The organism is Zoogloea sp., assembly GCF_017302315.1.
Classification (GTDB): Bacteria; Pseudomonadota; Gammaproteobacteria; order Burkholderiales; family Rhodocyclaceae; genus Zoogloea.
The window spans coordinates 1-17,722 of record NZ_JAFLDT010000082.1; the positions used below are offsets into that span (position 1 = coordinate 1).

Below are 17,722 nucleotides of genomic sequence, written 5' to 3' on the forward strand. Positions count from 1 at the left end.
GACGCTTATGGCACACTGAGGGCTCAGTTCGATGCGCTGACCGAAGAGCATGACAAAATTTCCACATTGTCCCAGAAGATTCTCCAAGAGCGCGACGCGTTACGTACACATCTGTCTGAGCTGGAAGAACAGACGACTTCATGGCAGTTCGACGAGGAGGCGGAGAACTATCCGTTAGAGCTGGACCTCGCAATGCAGGCATGGAGGGGCGTAGCGACGAACCGTGACCCCAGTTTGACGGTAAAGCAGCAGCTAATTGCCTGGTTGAATCAGCACTACCCCAAGCTTACGGGTGAAGCCACAGAACGAATCGCTACCGTCGCAAATTGGGAAAAGAGGGGCGGGCGACCCGCACAAAGCTGAAATAACTTCCGCACGGATTTTTCTCTAGAAAATCTGCATCCTAGGGATACAGATCCCACCGTTCTTCAGGTTACAGAGGTAACCGATCCTTCTGTTTCTGCAGCGAGCCACATTCTATACAAGCCAGCAATGTACAACGTCGGCTAGGGAGACGTACGCATGGCTACTTCGATTCTGAGGCTCCCAGGAGTCAAGGCACGCACAGGCTTGTCCCGCAGCACGATCTACGTACGCATTGCGGCGGGTACCTTTCCAAAGCCTGTGAGTCTGGGTGACCGCGCCGTCGGTTGGGTAGAAGCCGAGATTCAGCTTTGGCTGGAGCAGCGCATAGCCGCCAGTCGCCAGGCGGGGCGCTGAGTGACTGCCATGCAAGACGCGATCGAGCAATTCCGCATGGCGATTCAGCACGCGGGCCTCCTGCCGCCGGAGGTAATTGAGGCCGATGGCAGGCTGCACCGCTTCGCCAGCAACGGAATGAGGGGCGACGATGCAGGCTGGTATGTCTTTCACGGCGACGGCATTCCCGCCGGCGCGTTTGGCGATTGGCGCACGGGTGCGTCCAAGAACTGGCGCGCGGACATTGGGCGAATGCTGCAACCGCAGGAAGAAGCCGCATACCGAGCACGGGTCGAGGCCATTGGACACGAACGGGAATCCGAAAAGGCGAGTCGCCGTGCCCAAGCGCGGGCGGTAGGTGAGCGGATCTGGCAGGCCCACCGTACCCACTACTATCAGCGCCTGGTGCAGATGGGCGTCGGGCACCGTCGGACGGCCCTGCTGGCCTATGCCTTGATGGCGGTGGCCGGTACCGCGGCAGTGCTGGCCCTGCCCCTGGGGTTTTCGCTGCAGTGCGTCATCATTACAATGTGCGTATTCCTTCACTTGGTCCTGGGCTATCGGATCGACACCGCCTGGCGGCGTCACCGGATCGGAGCTCAAACACCTTGATCAACAAGAACTATTACTCCTTCCTGGTGTTCCTGTCCGATCTGGTCGGAGTGGGGCTGGCGTGGTGGCTGGCCTATCTGGTGCGCTTCAATTTCGACGTGCAACCCGAGTTCATGCCCGCCTGCCTGGTGGGGCTGGGGGTGGCGGTGATCGTTCAGGGTGGGATCCTGCGGGCCTTTGGTCTTTACCGGGGTGTGTGGGTCTTCGCCAGCCTGCCCGATCTGCTGCGCATCACCCGGGCTGTGGTGGTGGCGGCAGTGGTGACGCCGCTGGTCGTGGTTGTGGCGGTGCGTTACAACCCCGGCGTGCCGCGCCTCGTTCTGCTGCTGCAACCCCTGTTGCTGGCCATCTATGCGGGGGGGACGCGGGCACTCTACCGTACCTGGAAGGAGTTTCACCTGTACGGCGCCCTGCGCGCCCTGGGCCAACCGGTGATCGTGCTGGGGGGCGGAGATGCGGCGGTGAGCCTGGTGCGCGAGTTGTCCCGGTCCGCCGAGTGGCGGGTGGTGGGCTTGCTAGACGACAGCAGTGCCCGTCAGGGGCGCGAAGTGTATGGGTGCAAGGTGATCGGGCGCATTGCCGACCTTGAGCGTCTGGCCCAGGAGCTCAAGGTTCGCCACGCCATCATCGCCATGCCGGGAGAGCGCCATCAGGTCCGCCGGTCGGTGGCCAGCGCCTGCGTGCGTGCAGGCGTCAAGGCGATGATCGTGCCGGCCCTTGATGACGTCATGACCGGCCGTGTGAAGTTCAGCGAAGTCCGCCAGGTGGACGTGGAGGACTTGCTGGGGCGTGATCCGGTGCGCATCGATGATGTGGAGGTGCGCGAGTACCTGCGTGGCAAGGCGGTCATGGTGACGGGGGCCGGTGGTTCCATCGGTTCCGAGCTGTGCCGCCAGATCGCCCGCTTTGAGCCTTCCGTGCTGGTCTGCTTCGATGTCAGCGAGTTCGGCCTGTACCGGCTGACCGAGGAGTTTTCGCTGCATTTCCAGAATGTCCAGCTGGTGGCCCTGGCAGGGGATGTGAAGGATGCGATCCGGGTGGACGAGGTGATCGCCCGCTACCGCCCCCACGTGATCTTTCACGCGGCGGCCTACAAGCATGTGCCCCTGATGGAGGACGACAATGCCTGGCAGGCCGTGCGCAACAATGTGCTCGGCACCTGGCAGGTGGCCCGCAGTGCGGTGGCTTACGGGGTGTCGCGCTTCGTGCTGGTGTCCACCGACAAGGCCGTCAATCCCACCAACGTAATGGGGGCCACCAAGCGTCTTGCCGAGCGGGTGTGTCAGGCCGTGGCGAGCCGTGGCAAGACCCAGTTCGAGATCGTCCGTTTTGGCAACGTGCTCGGCAGTGCCGGTAGCGTGATTCCCAAGTTCCAGGAGCAGATTTCCGCGGGCGGGCCGGTCACGGTGACCCATCCGGAGATCACCCGCTTTTTCATGTCCATTCCCGAGGCCGCACAACTGGTGCTGCAGGCCGGTTCGATGGGGCAGGGCGGAGAGATCTTCGTTATGGACATGGGCGAGCCGGTGCGCATCGCCGAGCTGGCCCGGGACATGATCCGCCTCTCCGGTCGGTCGGAAGAGGAGGTGCGGGTCGTTTTCACGGGGCTGCGCCCGGGGGAGAAACTCTACGAGGAAGTGCTGGCGGACAGCGAGCACACCCGCGCCACCCATCACCCCAAGTTGCGAATCGCCCGCGCCCAGTCCGTTGAAGACGGCTGGCTCGATGCCTTGCTGCTGTGGCTGCGGCAGCGTCGGGCGGTGGGGGCATCTGAAGTCCGTGGTGAACTGCGTCGCTGGGTACCTGAGTATTCCCCATCCCATCCTTCCGCCCCGTCCCTGCAGGTGGTGGAAAAAAACGTCCATCGCGCCTGACATGAAATCCCATCCCCTCCACATGGCCTCAAGGACATGTGAATCCCTCCGGCTGGCCGGACGGTACTGATCATGGCCACCTACGCCATCGGCGACATTCAGGGTTGCTTTGCATCCCTCATGGCCCTTCTCAAGCGGGTCGCCTTCGATCCGGCCCGGGACCGCCTGTGGCTGGTGGGCGATCTGGTCAACCGCGGGCCCGATTCACTGCGGACCCTGCGCTATGTCCGTGACCTGGGGCCGGCGGCGGTGACCGTTCTGGGCAATCACGATCTCTATCTCCTGATGGTGGCCTATGGCAGCCTGCGCAGCCGCGGCAAGGACGACACGATTCAGGCGGTGCTTGATGCGCCGGACCGGGAGGCCCTCCTCGGCTGGTTGCGCACCCGGCCCTTGATGCATGTGGAGAGCGGTTTTGCCATGGTTCATGCAGGGCTCCTGCCCGGCTGGACTGTCGTCCAGGCCCGTGCGCTGGCCCGGGAGGTGGAGGGGGCTCTGGCCGGCCCCTACCACGCGGATCTGCTGAACAACCTGTGGGGCAGCGAACCGGCCGCCTGGCGCGATGATCTGCGCGACTATGAGCGCATGCGGGTGATCGTCAATGCCATGACGCGCATGCGCTTCTGTACGCCGGAGGGCATCATGGACTTCAAGGTCAAGGGTGAGGTGGCTCGCGCACCCAAGGGCTATCTGCCCTGGTTCGAGGTTCCGGGGCGCAGGAGTGCCGACACGACCCTCGTGGTGGGGCATTGGTCTGCCCTGGGGCTGAAGATCGAGCCTGGCCTGCTGGCCCTGGATTCCGGGTGCCTGTGGGGGCGGGAGCTGACGGCCGTCCGCCTGGAGGACCGAGTGGCGTTCCAAGTGCCCTGCCCCGGGTTGACCCACGGAAAGCTCAAGCCCTCCTGAAGGCTTGTGAATAAATCTACTGCGCGGCCCGATTTCGCCCCTGCGATGCTCGCCGTACTCCTTGTACGGCTGCGCTTCTCGAAGCGAACTCGAACCGCTCGCGACGATTTCTTCACAAGCTTTGCGGGTTTGCCATAAATTTACTGCGCGGCCCGATTTCGCATCCGGTGATGCTCGCCGTACTCATCGTATGGCGGGGCTTCTCGGGCCTGACCGAGCCACTTGCTTCGGGGTGAGGTTGCCGGCCTGTCAGTCGGTGATGCCTGCGACGATGGCATCTCGCGCCAAATGCGAGAGGGCCTTTCTGTCCGGCGTGTCGATAACGGACAGGGGCTCGCCGACCCTCAGCCGGGCAACAATCTCCGGTTCCGCCACGATGGCGCGCAGGCTGTCCAGCAGGCTCAGGTCGCCGTCGTAGGCCGGTGCTCGGGTGTAGCTCCCGTCGGGCAGACGATAGGCGATGGCGATGGGTTGCAGCGGTGCCCCGGCCTCAATGGCGGCCTGCAACAAAGCCCCGTGAAAGCCCAGTACATGGCTGCCGTCGGTGGTCGTACCTTCGGGAAAGATCGTTACATGACGGCCTTGGGCGAGAAGGGCCGTGATCTCTCCGTTGACGATCCGCGCATGTCCCCGGCTGCCCCGACGCAGGAAGACGGTTTCGTGCTTTGCGGCCAGCCAGCCGGCCAGGGGCCATCCGCGGACCTCGGCCTTTGATACGAAGGTGGTCGGAAAGGCTGCGTTGATCACGAAGATGTCGAGCCACGACACGTGGTTGGCCACGATCAGGCTGCCGGGCCCGATGAAGGGGGCATCGGCGCTGAGGTGGATGCCGAGGATCTTCAGCAGACGGGCCGACCAACGTTGTCTGAGGCCCAACTGCTGCGCGGGCGGCAGGAAGGGGACGGCCGCCACCGTGAGTACGACGGCGGCAAGCAGATGGCCGGCCAGCAGGCTGTAGCGGGTGAAGCGCTGGAGTCGGTGGGTCGGTTTCAGTCCTTGTTTCCCATGAAATGCTTGGCGTAGCGTGCATCAAGCCGGGATACCGGAAGCAGGATGGGCAGGTCGGCCGTGTTGAAATCTGGATCCCACGCGGGCTCGCCGCAGATCCAGGCGCCAGCGCGCAGATAGCCCTTGATCAGCGGCGGTGTGTCGGCATCGAGATCCTGGCGCAGCGCCTGCAGGGGCAGGGGTGTGCGCGGGAACATGCGATACTCAAGCGGACACAGGTGCTCGTCCTTCAGGCGATTATACAGGCTTGCCGCAGCATGCCCGCCGTCGGCCATGCTGATTGAGGCGCAGCCGATCAGGTAGTCGTAGTTGTTCTCCAGCATGTAGCGGGCGAGACCGGCCCACAGCAGCGTGATCACCGCACCGGAACGGTAGTCGGCGTCGATGCAGGAGCGGCCGATTTCAACCATGCGGCCGCGCAGGTGGCGCAGGCGGGTCAGGTCGAACTCGTTCTCGGAATAGTAGCTGCCCACCTCCCGGGCCGAGGCCGGGGACAGGATGCGGTAGGTGCCGACGATGCGGCCGGCGTTCTCGTCACGGACGATCAGGTGGTCGCAGAAGGCATCGTAGAGATCCCGGTCGACGCCCGGAACGCGGCTGGGCAGGCGGGCGCCCATCTCTTCGCCGAACACCCGGTAGCGCAGCTTCTGGGCTTCCAGGATCTCGGTGGGGCAGGTGGCCAGACCGACGTGCAGATTGCGACCGGGACGGGGGGTGACACCTTGTTCCTTGTGCAGCATGGCGGAATCCTCATGGGGTTTCCGTCATTGTGAAAATGCTGCATTGCGCTGGCGTGAAAGGGTGATGACGGGCCTGTTACGCGGCCCGCCCTTTCTCAGCGGGTGACGCGGGTGTTGCGGCCATCCTGCAGCAGGCGCACCCGCTCGCCAGGCACGAAGTTCTCGCCGCCGTCTTCCTGGACTATGGCGAGCAGTTCGCCGTTGTCCATCTTGAGGGTGACTTCGATACCCTGTTTGCGGGTCATGCCTTCTTCGGCGGCGGCGCCGGCCAGGCCGCCCACCACGGCGCCGACCACTGCCGCGATGTTGGCGCCCTTGCCTCCGCCCACGGTGCTGCCGGCAATGCCGCCGACAGCCGCACCGGCAACGGTGCCGATGGGGGAGTTGGTGCCTTCAAGCTTTACCGGACGGACACCTTCGACGACGCCCATGCGCACGCTCATTACGCGGCGGGCCTCGGTACGTTCGTAGTCGCCACCACCGAGGCCCGAGGCACAGCCGGTGATGGTCACCGCGGCCAGAAGGGACAGGCCGATGTTGAGAAGTCGCATTGTGTTTCCTTTTACCAGAGTTGTGTTCCGAATGCCGCCCGGAAGGCGTCACCGATCTCCTCGCGGGAGGGGGCATGATTCTGCCCGCCGCGGCTGGCGATCTTGATGGCGCCCATCAGCGAGGCGAGGCGTCCGGTCTGCTCCCAATCCATGCCATGCTCGATGCCGTAAAGCAGCCCCGCCCGGTAGGCGTCGCCGCAGCCGGTCGGGTCTTCAAGGGCCGTCGGTGTGGCACAGGGTATGTCCAGCTTCCGGCCGCCCGTGTGAACTTCCGAGCCTTTTCCACCGAGGGTGACGATCAGTGCCCTGACTTCACCGGCAAGGGATTCGATGCTGCGTCCGGTGCGCTCGCACAGCAGGCGGGCCTCGTAGTCGTTGACCGCACAGTAGTCTGCCAGTTGCAGGCATTGCAGGAGTTCGTTCCCATTGAACATGGGGAGCCCCTGGCCCGGGTCGAAGATGAAGGGGATGCCGGCTTCGGCGAATTGCCGGCTGTGCTCAAGCATGCCTTCACGGCCGTCGGGGGAGACGATGCCCAGGCTGACCCCGCGGCTATGGGCTACTTCATTGCGGTGGGAATGCACCATGGCACCCGGATGGAAGGCGGTGATCTGGTTGTCGTCCAGGTCGGTGGTGATGAAGCACTGGGCGGTGAAGGTGCCCGGCACCTGGGTGACGTGGGTGCGGGCCAGACCCAGACGGTCGAGGCGGTCCAGATAGGGGCCGGCGTCATCGCCCACGGTGGCCATGATCAGGGGGTCGCCGCCCAGCAGCTTGAGGTTGTAGGCGATGTTGCCGGCGCAGCCCCCGAATTCCCTGCGCATCTCCGGTACCAGGAAGGAGACGTTGAGGATGTGGATCTGCTCGGGAAGGATGTGATTGCGGAAGCGGTCATGGAAAACCATGATCGAGTCGAAGGCAATGGAACCGCAGATGAGCGTGGACATGGGCGGACTCTGGAAGGTGGAGGGTCGGGTTGATATCGGGTGGGCCCGTGGGCGAGTGGCTGCGGGCATCGGCCCGGCTGCGGGGCGTCAGGGGTAAAAGGCGTAAACCCGGTAGCCGGCGGCCGCCACACCTGGCGCTTCGAAGGCGACCCGGATGGCAACCTCCCCCTTGCTGGGGAAGGCCTCTTTGGGCGCATCCGCCGGGAGCCATTGGGCGGGGGCCAGGACGCGCCGGACCAGGGCCTTGTCGCGGGCGTCGGTGAGGGTGATCTCCACATGGGGCCAGGCCTGCTGGAACGCCGCACGGTTGTGCAGGGTGGCATGGAGGGTGAAGTAGGCCTCACGACTGGCGTCGGGCTGGATGTCCGAACTCTCGATGGCGATGTCGGTGGCGTGGCGTGGCAGGGGCAGCTCGCAACCCAGGCCGGCACACAGGCTTTCCAGGGCAGGGCGCATCTCGGGCGAGGAGAGGGCAATCTCGTTGCGGAAGACCAGCACGCCCTGGGCCAGCACTGCCAGGGTGAGCAAGGTTGCCGCCGCGGCCCACAGGGCCTGACGGAAAGGCTCCCCATGGGCCTCAGCCGCATCGGTCGCATCGGTCGCGTCGGGCTCGACGTTCTCGTTCGGGGCTTGTGGTTCCGGCGCGGGGGCAGCGGATGCACGGTCGACTTCGCTGATGGCACGCGCCAGGGGCTCGACCGCCTGCCCCGGATCGCGGGTGTGAATCAGGGTATCGAAATCAACCGGAGGGTCGCCCATTTCCGCATCAGGAAGAGCGAAGGCGATGGGTGAAGCGTCGGCAGGCGGGCTGGCATCCGAGTCGCCTGATGGTGCAGGGGCGGGTGTGTCCAGGTCGATGGACGGTGCATCATCGGGGATGGGCACGCTCGCGGAAGGCGGCCAGGCTTCGTCATCCCCGCTGAAAGCCGTGTCGGGCACGGTGTAAATGGCCTCGGGATCGGCCTGAACCGGGCTCTCGGGCGCCGCCGGCACCGCGAAGATGTCCGGTTCGGGAAGGTCGGCGGTCAGGTCAATCCCGGCGGGCTCTTGCGACACCCGAGGTGGCCACTCCTCGGCGAGAATCTCCCCGCCTGGTTCCCGACGGCCATCTTCAAGGATGGGCAGCAAGGGGCTTTCATCCGTAGCGTTGTCCTCGGCCACGAGACTGAAAATGTCGGCGGAGGCGCTGTCTTCGTCTGCCGAAGACAGCGGGGTGGATTCCGGCTCGATCGCGCCAAACTCGATGATGGGTTCAATCTCCGCCTCCTGCACCACGGGTGGGGCGGCAGCCGGTTCCCCGTGGTCTGCTTCAAGCCCGGTGGGGGGCCAGATGTCGTAAGGGTCGAAGTGTTGATCCGTCACGATTTCCGCGGGGGGCTTCTCTTCCAGAACGAAGAGGGCGGGTTCGCTTGGCGAGGCAGCGGCAGGAGCGGCGGGGCCGGTGACGCCTTCGTCAACCAGGGCCTCGAGGGCGTTGAAGGCGTGATTGCACTGGCCGCAGCGCACGCGCCCCTGACGGGCGCGCAATTGCTCGGGTCGCACCCGGAAGGTAGTCGAGCACGCCGGGCAGCGCGCGAGGATCATGACACCGCCTGCTCCGGCCGGTCGCCTTCAAGGCGAACCCAGCCCTCGTTGGTGGCGCCGACCCGCAGGGCGATATAGGGGGCGTAGGCTGCGATGACATCCTCGGCCTGGGCCTCCAGGACGCCCGACAGGGCCAGCTTTCCGCCCGGGGCGACGCGGGCTGCCAGCAGCGGGGCGAGCATCTTCAATGGATTGGTCAGGATGTTGGCGACCACTCGCTGGAAGGTGCCCTCAAGGGGTTTGGCGGAAACCTGCAGACGCAGGCTCACGTCGTTGTTGGCGGCGTTGTCGGCCGCGGTCTCGACGGCCTTCTCGTCGATGTCGACGCCGGTGACCTCACCGGCCCCCAGCTTGGCGGCGGCGATGGCCAGGATGCCGGAGCCGCAGCCATAGTCGAGCACGCTCACCCCTGGCTGGATCTCGGTGGTCAGCCATTCGAGGCACAGCCGGGTGGTGGGGTGGGAGCCGGTGCCGAAAGCCATGCCCGGATCAAGGACAAGGTTGATGGCGCTGGCGTCGGGGGACTCGTGCCACGAGGGGACGATCCACAGGCGGTCGGTAATGCGGATCGGGTCGAACTGGCTCTGGGTAAGCTGCACCCAGTTTTGTTCTGCCACCTTTTCCACGGTGAAGGGGGGCACGGCATCTAGTCCCGCTGCGGCCGAGGCGGTGGCCAGGGCCGTGGCGAGGTCGGTGTCGGTGTCGAAGAGGGCGATGACGCGGCTGTGGTCCCACAGGCTGGCCGGAGACATGCCGGGCTCGCCGAACTGGGGCTTCTCGGCCTCGGTGCCGGCGTCGGCGTCGTCGATGCTCACCGACAGGGCGCCGTGCTCCATCAGCGCTTCGGAGAGGGCTTCGGCGCGGTGCGCGTCAGCCTGCAGGATGACCGAAATCCACATCAGCTCTTGCTGACCTCGTTGCGCCCCGCCAGCTTGTGCTCCAGGTAGTGGATGCTGGTGCCGCCTTCGACGAAGCGGGCGTCGAGCATCAGTTCCTGGTGCAGCGGGATGTTGGTCTTGATGCCCTCCACCAGCATTTCGGACAGAGCGATGCGCATGCGGCGGATGGCCTGGTCGCGGGTGTCGCCGTAGGCGATCAGCTTGCCGATCATCGAGTCGTAGTGCTGGGGCACGGTGTAGCCGTTATACACGTGGGAATCCACCCGTACGCCGGGGCCGCCGGGCACGTGCCAGTTGCTGATCTTGCCCGGGCAGGGGGTGAACTTGAACGGGTCTTCGGCGTTGATGCGGCATTCGATGGCGTGGCCGCGGAACTCGATGTCCTTCTGCTTGTAGCGCAGCTTCTGGCCGGCGGCGACGCGGATCTGCTCCTGCACGATGTCCACGCCGGTGATGAGCTCGGTGACCGGGTGTTCGACCTGAACGCGGGTGTTCATCTCAATGAAGTAGAACTCGCCGTTCTCGTAGAGGAATTCGAAGGTGCCGGCGCCCCGGTAGCCGATCTTGCGGCAGGCTTCGGCACAGCGTTCGCCGATGCGCAGGATGTGGCGGCGTTCGATGCCGGGGGCGGGCGCTTCCTCGATGACCTTCTGGTGGCGGCGCTGCATCGAGCAGTCGCGCTCGCCCAGATGGATGGCGTTGCCGTGCTGGTCGGCGAGAATCTGGATCTCCACGTGACGCGGGTTTTCCAGGAACTTCTCCATGTAGACCATGGGGTTGCCGAAGAAGGCACCGGCTTCGGAGCGGGTGGTGGTGACCGCGTTGAGCAGCGCGGCCTCGGTGTGCACCACGCGCATGCCACGCCCGCCACCGCCACCGGCAGCCTTGATGATCACCGGGTAGCCGATGGCCCGGGCGATCTTGACGATCTCTTTCGGGTCATCCGGCAGCGCGCCTTCGGAGCCGGGAACGCAGGGTACGCCGGCGGCCTTCATGGCGTCCTTGGCGGAGACCTTGTCACCCATCAGGCGGATGGTCTCGGCCCGCGGGCCGATGAACACGAAACCGGACTGCTCGACCCGCTCGGCGAAGTCGGCGTTCTCGGACAGGAAGCCGTAGCCCGGGTGAATGGCTTCGGCATCGGTGACTTCGGCCGCGGAGATCAGGGCCGGGATGTTCAGGTAGCTCAGGGTGGACGAGGCCGGGCCGATGCACACGGACTCGTCGGCGAGCTTCACATACTTGGCTTCGGCGTCCGGCTCGGAGTGCACCGCGACGGTCTTGATGCCCAGCTCACGGCAGGCTCGCAGCACCCGGAGGGCGATTTCGCCCCGGTTGGCGATGAGGATCTTTTCGAACATGGCCATGACTCAGCCGATGATGAAGAGGGGTTCGCCATACTCCACGGGCTCGCCGTTCTCGACCAGGATGGCCTTGACGACGCCAGTGGCGTCGGCCTCGATCTCGTTCATCAGCTTCATGGCTTCGATGATGCACAGGGGCTCACCGGCGGAGACGCTCTGGCCGACTTCGGCCAGGGGCTTGCCGCCCGGCGCGCTGGAGCGGTAGAAGGTGCCGACCATTGGCGACTTGACCACGTGTCCTTCCGGCAGGCTGGGTTCGGCGGCAGCGGCGGGCGCAGCGGCAACCGTTGTGGCGGGGGCCGGTGCGGCGGCCGGGGCGTGGGTCACGTAATTCACTGGCGCGGGGCCGGCGATGTGTTTGGCGATGCGGACTTTCTCCTCGCCTTCGGTGACTTCCAGCTCGGAGATGCCGGATTCCTGGACCAGGTCGATCAATTTCTTGAGCTTGCGAAGATCCATAGTATTCCCCTTGATGTATGTCGCAGCCCGCCGGACGGCGGGCCTGCCTGTGTCTGGTTTAGCCGCGCTCGGCGCGGAGACGGGAGAGGGCGAACTCGAGGGCGAGTTGATAACCCTGGGCTCCCAGCCCGCAGATCACCCCGACAGCCTTGTCGGAAAAATAGGAGTGGTGACGGAAGGGCTCGCGGGCGTGGATGTTGGAGAGATGCACTTCGACGAACGGAATATCGACGCCAGTCAGGGCGTCACGCAGGGCCACGCTGGTGTGGGTGTAAGCGGCCGGATTGATGACGATGAAGTCGACGCCTTCAGTGGCGGCGGCCTGCACCCGGTCGATCAGTTCGCCCTCGTGATTGCTCTGGAAGGACTCCAGCAGCACCCCGTCGGCCCGGGCGCGGCTCTCCATCGCCTCATGGATGTCGGCGAGCGTGGTGTGCCCGTAGATGCCGGGCTCCCGGCGACCGAGCAGATTGAGGTTGGGTCCATGCAGAACGAGAATGCGGTTCTGCGGAAGATCCTCGGCGGTGGCGTCCTGGGTGCGATTTTTCCGCGTCATGGGTGCAAGTTTGCCGTAGTTTGACGCAATTTGTCCACCGCGCGGGATGGCGACGGGCGTTCAGCTCTTGCTGAAATCCGCCAGTTTGCGATCCAGCTCTTCCTCCGAAAGCGTGCCCAGCTTGACCAGGCTGACGCCGCCCTTGCGGTCGAGGATCAGGGTGAAGGGCAGGCCCTGGGAGGTGTTGCCCAGCTCTTCTGTCAGGCTGACCACGGACGGTGAGGCAATCACCAGTGGATAGGCCACCTTTTGGGCGACCTGGAAATCCACCACGTTCTTCGGCGTATCGATGCTGATACCGACAAACTGCACTCCTTTGTCTGCGTACTTCTGGCTCATCGCGGAGAAGGCCGGGATCTCCTTGCGGCAGGGGGGGCACCAGGTGGCCCAGAAATTCACCACCAGTACTTTGCCCTGCCATTGGGCGAGGGGCTGCGGTTTGCCGGTGGTGTCGGGGAGGTCCAGCGCCATCAGTTTGGCCACCGCCGCGTTCAGGGCGGGTGTTGGCGCGGGCTGCGAGGGGCCCTGGCGGGCGGCGTATAGGCCTGCCCCACCGGCTGCAAAAGCGACGATGACGACAATAAGAAAGTTGAGTCCACGTTTCATGGCGGGAGTTCGGCGGGCGCCGGAGTTTCGCTGATCAGGGCTTCGACGACGGACAGGCGCGCTCGTTCCATCTGGCGTGATCCGTGGGCGCCACGGCGGTGCAGACGTTCCACGTCGGGTGAATAGATGCGCAGCTTGACCGGGATGTCGTCCCAGTCGAAGACGAGGATCGCCTCGGGCCCGTCCGGCTGATTGCGACGGGGCTCCCGGTGCTCATAGGCCACGTCGTGGTTGAGGAAGAAAATCTCCACTTCCTTGGCACTTTCCGGGAAGAGGTCGATTTCCACTTCCGAATAGCGTCCGGCGGTGCCTTCCAGCACGGCGCCGGTCAGATAGGGGCGGAAGGCGTCCAGTTCGCGCATGATCTCGGCGGCGGCCATGCGCATGGCCTGCTGGCGCTCCAGGTGTTCGTCGTCCTGAAAGACCGCCAGGTAGGTGCGGACTTCCGCCTCGATCTCGGCGTTGTTGGGCAGCTCGTCGGCATTGATGGCGCCCAGTTGGCGGGCCGCCTTGCGCTTGGCGAAGCCGTAGTCGTTGATTCCGTCCTCGGCGATCATGCGGGCCGCCAGGGCGGCGATCTCGCGGCGCAGGTTGCTGCGATGGGGAACGGTAGGGCGCGGCATGGGCGGTCGGAGCTCCCCGTTCGATTAGAATGCCGATCATTCTACACACGACTATTGCGGCGCTGTTTCCGCCGCGCAGAACTCATGCACATTCACATCCTCGGTATCTGCGGCACCTTCATGGGCGGTATCGCCCTGCTGGCACGGGCGGCCGGCCACACCGTGACGGGCTGCGATGCCAATGTCTATCCCCCCATGAGCACCCAGCTGGAGGAGCAGGGCATCCGCCTTGTCGAGGGTTATGGTGTTGATCAGCTCGACCTCAAGCCGGATGTGTTCGTGGTGGGCAATGCCATCTCCCGGGGCAATCCGCTCCTCGAGGCGGTCCTTGACCAGGGGTTGCCCTATGTGTCCGGCCCCCAGTGGTTGGCCGAGAACGTGCTGCAGGGGCGCTGGGTGCTCGCCGTAGCCGGCACCCACGGCAAGACCACCACCACCTCGCTGCTGGCGTGGATCCTCGAAGATGCGGGGCTCAAACCGGGCTTCCTGGTGGGCGGCGTGCCCAAGAACTTCGGCCTGTCGGCGCGCCTGGGCGAGACGCCCTTCTTCGTGATCGAGGCCGACGAGTACGACACGGCCTTCTGCGACAAGCGCTCCAAGTTCGTCCATTACCGCCCGCGGACGGCCATCCTGAACAATCTGGAGTTCGATCACGCGGACATCTTCGCGGATCTGGCGGCCATCGAGACCCAGTTTCACCACCTGGTGCGGATCATCCCGCGCTCCGGGCGCATCATCGCCAATGCCGCCGAAGAGACCCTGCCGCGGGTGATCCAGCGGGGCTGCTGGTCGGAGCTGGAGTGGTTCAATGATGCCGCCGGCTGGTCGGTGGCCGAGGGCGCCAGTGAGGACGAAGTGGTGGTCCGCCATCTCGGCAAGGAGATCGGTCGCCGGCGCCTGCCCCTGTCGGGCAGCCACAACCGGGCCAATGCCCTGGCCGCGATCGCGGCGGCCCGCCACGTGGGGGTCACCCCCGAGGTGGCGCTGGATGCGCTGACCCGCTTCGAAGGTGTCAAGCGCCGGCTCGAACTGCGGGGCAGCGTGCGCGGCGTGGCGGTTTATGACGACTTTGCCCACCACCCGACGGCGATCACCCTCACCGTCGAGGGCCTGCGCCGCCAGGTGGGCGATGCACGCATCCTCGCCGTGCTGGAACCCCGCTCCAACACCATGAAGCTGGGCGTGATGAAGGACCAGCTACCCGCCAGCCTGACCCAGGCCGACAAGGTCTTCTGCTATGCCGCCAATCTGGGCTGGGATGCCCGGGCGGCCCTCCAGCCCATCGCCGCCAAGACGGTGGTGGAGGACGATCTGGATGCCCTGGTGGCGGCCATCGTCGCCGAGGCCCGGGATGGCGACCGCATCCTGGTCATGAGTAACGGCGGCTTTGGCGGCATCCACGGCAAGCTGCTGGCCGCCCTCGGTCAATAGCCCCGGACCTCCTTTCGACCCACCGTTCAGCGGACCGCCTGGAAATGTCTTGTGAAGCCCCCCGCCGGGTAAGGCTGGCGGGCTTCGCTGCGCTGGAAGACCCGGAAGGTGGCCGCCAGGGTGGCGCACAGCAATAGGGCCGCCCCAGTGTTGTGGGCGACGGCCAGGGCCAGGGGCAGTTGCAGCAGCACGTTGGCAATGCCCAGGCCGATCTGCAGCAGCAGGGCGGTGAGCAGGCATTGGCCGTAGATGCGGGTTTCAGTCCTGGCCAGCAGGCGCAGACCGAAGCCGCCAGCCAGTACCAGCACGAGGCCGGCAAAGAGGCGGTGGGTCCAGTGGATGGCGGTCAGCGCGGCGCCCGACAGCAGCGCACCGCTGGCGGTTGCGCCGAGCTCCCGATCCAGGGTGAAGGCGTGGTGCGTGTCCATCTCCGGCCACCAGCTACCCTGACAGGTAGGGAAATCGGCGCAGATGGCGGCGGCGTAGTTGCTGCTCACCCAGCCGCCCAGGGCAATTTGAATGAAGAGGGCCAGCAGCGCGAGCGCCGCCAGCAGTCTCAGGCCGCCCGGCAAGACCTTGGCCTGGGCACGCCGCGTGACCATGTCGCGCAAGACCAGCACCGCCAGCAGGGCCAGGGTGCTCATTCCGCCGAGCAGGTGGCTGGTGACAATGACCGGTTTGAGCAGGCGCGTGACGGTGAGCATGCCCAGCACGGCCTGACCGGCGACGACGGCCAGCAGCAACACCTCGAGCCACGGGCTGCGCCGCTCGCGCTGGCGCCAGGCGAGTACCGCCAGGGCCAGGATGGCCAGGCCCAGCAGGCCGGCGGCGTAGCGGTGGATCATCTCCTTCCAGGCCTTGGGAGCCTCCACGGGCTGCCCGAAGCGATGCTCGGCGGCATGGATCTCATGGGCCTCGTCGGGCACGCCGACCAGCTGGCCATAACAGCCGGGCCAGTCGGGGCAGCCCAGCCCCGCATCGGAGAGGCGCACGTAAGCCCCAAGGGACACCACCACCAGGGCCAGGAGCAGGGCGGCGAGGGCGAGCCGTCGATAGGTTCGGGTCATGGGCGTGGTCTCGGATCCGGGCTCAGGCCAAGCGGTCGAGGAAGAGGGCCGCGAACAGCCCGGTGAGATAGATCAGGGAGTAGCGGAAGGCATGCCGGGCGCGGGCATCGGAGTAGTTGCGCCACAGTACCCAGGCTTCCCGCAGGTAGCCCAGGTTGAGCACGGTGACCAGGGACGCGTAGACCGCACCGGACAGGCCCAGGGTGCAGGGCAGGTAGGAGACAGCGGCGAGCAGCACGGTGTACAGCAGGATATGCAGGCAGGTGAGGGGCACGCCGTGGCTCACTGGCAGCATGGGCAGGCCGGCGCGGGCGTATTCCTCGCGGCGGTAGCAGGCCAGGGCCCAGAAGTGGGGCGGCGTCCACAGGAAGATGATGAGGAACAGGGCCAGCGCCGGCAGGCCGATGCTGTCGGTCATGGCGGCCCAGCCGAGCACCGGCGGCATGGCCCCGGAGGCGCCGCCGATGACGATGTTCATCGGCGTGGCGGGCTTGAGCACCAGGGTGTAGATGATGGCGTAGCCCAGGAAGGTGGCCAGGGTCAGCCACATGGTCAGGGGATTCACCGCCACATGCAGCAACCACAGCCCGGCGCCCCCCGTCAGGCAGGCCAGGCCGAGGGTCTCGGTCGGGGTGATGAGGCCCAGCGGCAGGGCCCGCCCGCGGGTACGGGCCATGCGCGCGTCGATGGTGCGTTCCACGAGGCAGTTGATCGCGGCGGCGGCGCCGGCCACCAGGGCAATCCCGATGGTGGCGGCGAGCATCCGGCCGAGGGGGGGCCAGCCCGGCACCGCGAGGAACATGCCGATCATGGCGGTGAACACGATCAGGCTGTTCACCCGGGGCTTGCACTGGGTGAAGAAGGCGGTGAGGCGCAGGCCCAAGGGGGCGGCGATGGCGGAACTGCGGAGGAGGGTCGGCATGCGGGCGGGTCTCCGTTGAAGTCGTCAGCCGGCCCACGCGTAGCGGAGCAGGCGTTCCATGTCCTTGAGGATGTCGCGGGGGGCAGCGTCGGTGGGGTAGCGCAGGATGATCCGGCCCTGGGGGTCGACCACGTAGACCCGATGCCCGCCTGCATCCAGGTCGAAGGCTGCCCGGGCGGCACTGCTGCCAGCCACGGCGGCGTGGAGGTCGGGCTGCAGGGCGGTCAGGGGGGCGCTGTCGGGGACCGCCTGGTCGGTGAGCCAGGTGCGCTGCACCCGGGACATCTGTTTGTAGAGGGCCACGTGGATCTGGCGGGTGGCGACGATCCACTGGCGGCAGGCTTCATCGCAGGGCCCGGCGCCGGCGACAATGAGATTCCAGTGCCCCTCCAGGCTGGTCTTGTCGAGGGGCGCGCCGTGGGGGCCGGCCAGGGCGGGCACGGGCCGTGGCGGGTCGAGGAGCTCACCGTGGTTGCCAGCCTTGGCGGGCCGCCAGCCGGTGAGGTAAAGCGTGGCGGCCACGACGAAGGGCAGGGCCAGCAGGGCGATGATCAGCAAGAGGGGGCGGTAGCGGGACATCAGCGGCGCCTCCAGCCCAGGGCCAGCCAGATCAGCACGGCGGAGGCGGCAAAGCCATACCACTGCCAGGCGTAGGACAGGTGACGCTCGAAGCGCTCGTCAGGGCGCGGCCACTCCCGGGCAAAACCGGCAGGCGCGTCGGGGGCCAGCTGGAGCACCACCGGTTGCAGCGGCCAAGGCGCCAGCCGGGTGAAGCGGCTCAGGTCGAGGTTCTGCCACACGGGCTGCCAGCCTTCGCCGACAGGTTCGCTGCCCAGGGTGAAGAAACGGGTGCCCGGCACCACGGCCGTACCAT

At 66.1% G+C, this 17,722-nt stretch carries 21 protein-coding genes; 6 read left to right on the forward strand and 15 right to left on the reverse strand.

Features of this window, described 5'->3' with window-relative positions:
• The 5 genes from J0L98_RS17975 to J0L98_RS17995 all read left to right on the forward strand — a co-directional run.
• The coding region (locus tag J0L98_RS17975) for a hypothetical protein (protein WP_296413260.1) at window positions 1-363 on the forward strand (363 nt) is incomplete at its 5' end.
• Window positions 364-522: 159 nt separating this feature from the next.
• Entirely contained in the window at window positions 523-720 is a 198-nt protein-coding gene (locus tag J0L98_RS17980) for an AlpA family transcriptional regulator (protein ID WP_296413262.1), read from the forward strand.
• Window positions 721-729: 9 nt separating this feature from the next.
• Window positions 730-1,311 (forward strand): hypothetical protein, encoded by a 582-nt coding sequence (locus tag J0L98_RS17985; protein WP_296413263.1) that lies wholly within the window; start codon window positions 730-732, stop codon window positions 1,309-1,311.
• Window positions 1,308-3,185, forward strand: coding sequence for a nucleoside-diphosphate sugar epimerase/dehydratase (locus tag J0L98_RS17990; protein ID WP_296413264.1), 1,878 nt, complete (start codon window positions 1,308-1,310; stop codon window positions 3,183-3,185). Before J0L98_RS17985 ends, J0L98_RS17990 begins: the two co-directional genes overlap by 4 nt.
• A gap of 72 nt (window positions 3,186-3,257) precedes the next feature.
• Window positions 3,258-4,091, forward strand: coding sequence for a symmetrical bis(5'-nucleosyl)-tetraphosphatase (locus tag J0L98_RS17995; protein WP_296413266.1), 834 nt, complete (start codon window positions 3,258-3,260; stop codon window positions 4,089-4,091).
• A 249-nt stretch (window positions 4,092-4,340) separates the two neighbouring features.
• On the opposite strand, the gene J0L98_RS18000 is transcribed toward J0L98_RS17995, so the two are convergent.
• From J0L98_RS18000 to J0L98_RS18050, 11 genes are all read right to left on the reverse strand, one after another.
• Complete coding sequence (locus tag J0L98_RS18000; protein WP_296413267.1) at window positions 4,341-5,003, reverse strand: lysophospholipid acyltransferase family protein; 663 nt, start codon at window positions 5,001-5,003, stop codon at window positions 4,341-4,343.
• A gap of 77 nt (window positions 5,004-5,080) precedes the next feature.
• Entirely contained in the window at window positions 5,081-5,839 is a 759-nt protein-coding gene (locus J0L98_RS18005) for a GNAT family N-acyltransferase (protein WP_296413270.1), read from the reverse strand.
• A 95-nt stretch (window positions 5,840-5,934) separates the two neighbouring features.
• Entirely contained in the window at window positions 5,935-6,390 is a 456-nt protein-coding gene (locus tag J0L98_RS18010) for a glycine zipper 2TM domain-containing protein (protein WP_296413271.1), read from the reverse strand.
• A gap of 11 nt (window positions 6,391-6,401) precedes the next feature.
• The gene (locus J0L98_RS18015) at window positions 6,402-7,337 is read right to left on the reverse strand and encodes a carbohydrate kinase family protein (protein ID WP_296413272.1); all 936 of its coding nucleotides are present in this window, start codon (window positions 7,335-7,337) and stop codon (window positions 6,402-6,404) included.
• A gap of 87 nt (window positions 7,338-7,424) precedes the next feature.
• On the reverse strand, window positions 7,425-8,921 hold the full coding sequence (locus J0L98_RS18020) for a DUF3426 domain-containing protein (protein ID WP_296413273.1): 1,497 nt from the start codon (window positions 8,919-8,921) through the stop codon (window positions 7,425-7,427).
• A complete protein-coding gene (gene prmA, locus J0L98_RS18025) occupies window positions 8,918-9,820 on the reverse strand; it encodes a 50S ribosomal protein L11 methyltransferase (RefSeq protein ID WP_296413274.1) in 903 nt (300 codons plus the stop codon). Before prmA ends, J0L98_RS18020 begins: the two co-directional genes overlap by 4 nt.
• Window positions 9,820-11,181 carry an acetyl-CoA carboxylase biotin carboxylase subunit gene (gene accC, locus J0L98_RS18030; RefSeq protein ID WP_296413275.1) on the reverse strand — a complete coding sequence of 454 codons (1,362 nt, stop codon included), beginning with the start codon at window positions 11,179-11,181 and terminating at the stop codon, window positions 9,820-9,822. Before accC ends, prmA begins: the two co-directional genes overlap by 1 nt.
• A gap of 9 nt (window positions 11,182-11,190) precedes the next feature.
• On the reverse strand, window positions 11,191-11,643 hold the full coding sequence (gene accB, locus J0L98_RS18035) for an acetyl-CoA carboxylase biotin carboxyl carrier protein (RefSeq protein WP_296413276.1): 453 nt from the start codon (window positions 11,641-11,643) through the stop codon (window positions 11,191-11,193).
• Window positions 11,644-11,701: 58 nt separating this feature from the next.
• Window positions 11,702-12,199 carry a type II 3-dehydroquinate dehydratase gene (gene aroQ / locus J0L98_RS18040; RefSeq protein ID WP_296413277.1) on the reverse strand — a complete coding sequence of 166 codons (498 nt, stop codon included), beginning with the start codon at window positions 12,197-12,199 and terminating at the stop codon, window positions 11,702-11,704.
• 60 nt (window positions 12,200-12,259) lie between these two features.
• A complete protein-coding gene (locus J0L98_RS18045; protein ID WP_296413279.1) occupies window positions 12,260-12,805 on the reverse strand; it encodes a TlpA disulfide reductase family protein in 546 nt (181 codons plus the stop codon).
• Window positions 12,802-13,428 carry a hypothetical protein gene (locus tag J0L98_RS18050; RefSeq protein ID WP_296406740.1) on the reverse strand — a complete coding sequence of 209 codons (627 nt, stop codon included), beginning with the start codon at window positions 13,426-13,428 and terminating at the stop codon, window positions 12,802-12,804. Before J0L98_RS18050 ends, J0L98_RS18045 begins: the two co-directional genes overlap by 4 nt.
• Window positions 13,429-13,512: 84 nt before the next feature.
• Here J0L98_RS18050 and mpl point away from each other — a divergent pair, with 84 nt between their 5' ends.
• Complete coding sequence (gene mpl / locus J0L98_RS18055; RefSeq protein WP_296413281.1) at window positions 13,513-14,859, forward strand: UDP-N-acetylmuramate:L-alanyl-gamma-D-glutamyl-meso-diaminopimelate ligase; 1,347 nt, start codon at window positions 13,513-13,515, stop codon at window positions 14,857-14,859.
• Between the two features lie 26 nt (window positions 14,860-14,885).
• Here the strand turns inward: mpl and J0L98_RS18060 are convergent, their stop codons facing one another.
• The 4 genes from J0L98_RS18060 to J0L98_RS18075 form a co-directional block, all read right to left on the reverse strand.
• Window positions 14,886-15,926, reverse strand: a complete 1,041-nt coding sequence (locus tag J0L98_RS18060; protein WP_296413282.1) for a COX15/CtaA family protein — start codon at window positions 15,924-15,926, stop codon at window positions 14,886-14,888.
• 22 nt (window positions 15,927-15,948) lie between these two features.
• On the reverse strand, window positions 15,949-16,848 hold the full coding sequence (gene cyoE, locus J0L98_RS18065) for a heme o synthase (protein ID WP_296413283.1): 900 nt from the start codon (window positions 16,846-16,848) through the stop codon (window positions 15,949-15,951).
• A gap of 24 nt (window positions 16,849-16,872) precedes the next feature.
• Complete coding sequence (locus tag J0L98_RS18070) at window positions 16,873-17,427, reverse strand: hypothetical protein (RefSeq protein WP_296413284.1); 555 nt, start codon at window positions 17,425-17,427, stop codon at window positions 16,873-16,875.
• A partial coding sequence (locus J0L98_RS18075) for an SURF1 family cytochrome oxidase biogenesis protein (protein WP_296413285.1) occupies window positions 17,427-17,722 on the reverse strand: 296 nt, incomplete at its 5' end. The genes J0L98_RS18070 and J0L98_RS18075, both read right to left, overlap by 1 nt.

Bases quoted from the DNA above. Each gene is read 5' to 3' on its own strand.
- J0L98_RS17980 (WP_296413262.1), top strand. From the start codon at position 523: ATGGCTACTTCGATTCTGAGGCTCCCAGGAGTCAAGGCACGCACAGGC.
- J0L98_RS17985 (WP_296413263.1), top strand. From the start codon at position 730: ATGCAAGACGCGATCGAGCAATTCCGCATGGCGATTCAGCACGCGGGC.
- J0L98_RS17995 (WP_296413266.1), top strand. From the start codon at position 3,258: ATGGCCACCTACGCCATCGGCGACATTCAGGGTTGCTTTGCATCCCTC.
- J0L98_RS18005 (WP_296413270.1), bottom strand. From the start codon at position 5,839: ATGCTGCACAAGGAACAAGGTGTCACCCCCCGTCCCGGTCGCAATCTG.
- J0L98_RS18010 (WP_296413271.1), bottom strand. From the start codon at position 6,390: ATGCGACTTCTCAACATCGGCCTGTCCCTTCTGGCCGCGGTGACCATC.
- J0L98_RS18015 (WP_296413272.1), bottom strand. From the start codon at position 7,337: ATGTCCACGCTCATCTGCGGTTCCATTGCCTTCGACTCGATCATGGTT.
- J0L98_RS18020 (WP_296413273.1), bottom strand. From the start codon at position 8,921: ATGATCCTCGCGCGCTGCCCGGCGTGCTCGACTACCTTCCGGGTGCGA.
- prmA (WP_296413274.1), bottom strand. From the start codon at position 9,820: ATGTGGATTTCGGTCATCCTGCAGGCTGACGCGCACCGCGCCGAAGCC.
- accC (WP_296413275.1), bottom strand. From the start codon at position 11,181: ATGTTCGAAAAGATCCTCATCGCCAACCGGGGCGAAATCGCCCTCCGG.
- accB (WP_296413276.1), bottom strand. From the start codon at position 11,643: ATGGATCTTCGCAAGCTCAAGAAATTGATCGACCTGGTCCAGGAATCC.
- aroQ (WP_296413277.1), bottom strand. From the start codon at position 12,199: ATGACGCGGAAAAATCGCACCCAGGACGCCACCGCCGAGGATCTTCCG.
- J0L98_RS18045 (WP_296413279.1), bottom strand. From the start codon at position 12,805: ATGAAACGTGGACTCAACTTTCTTATTGTCGTCATCGTCGCTTTTGCA.
- J0L98_RS18050 (WP_296406740.1), bottom strand. From the start codon at position 13,428: ATGCCGCGCCCTACCGTTCCCCATCGCAGCAACCTGCGCCGCGAGATC.
- mpl (WP_296413281.1), top strand. From the start codon at position 13,513: ATGCACATTCACATCCTCGGTATCTGCGGCACCTTCATGGGCGGTATC.
- J0L98_RS18060 (WP_296413282.1), bottom strand. From the start codon at position 15,926: ATGACCCGAACCTATCGACGGCTCGCCCTCGCCGCCCTGCTCCTGGCC.
- cyoE (WP_296413283.1), bottom strand. From the start codon at position 16,848: ATGCCGACCCTCCTCCGCAGTTCCGCCATCGCCGCCCCCTTGGGCCTG.
- J0L98_RS18070 (WP_296413284.1), bottom strand. From the start codon at position 17,427: ATGTCCCGCTACCGCCCCCTCTTGCTGATCATCGCCCTGCTGGCCCTG.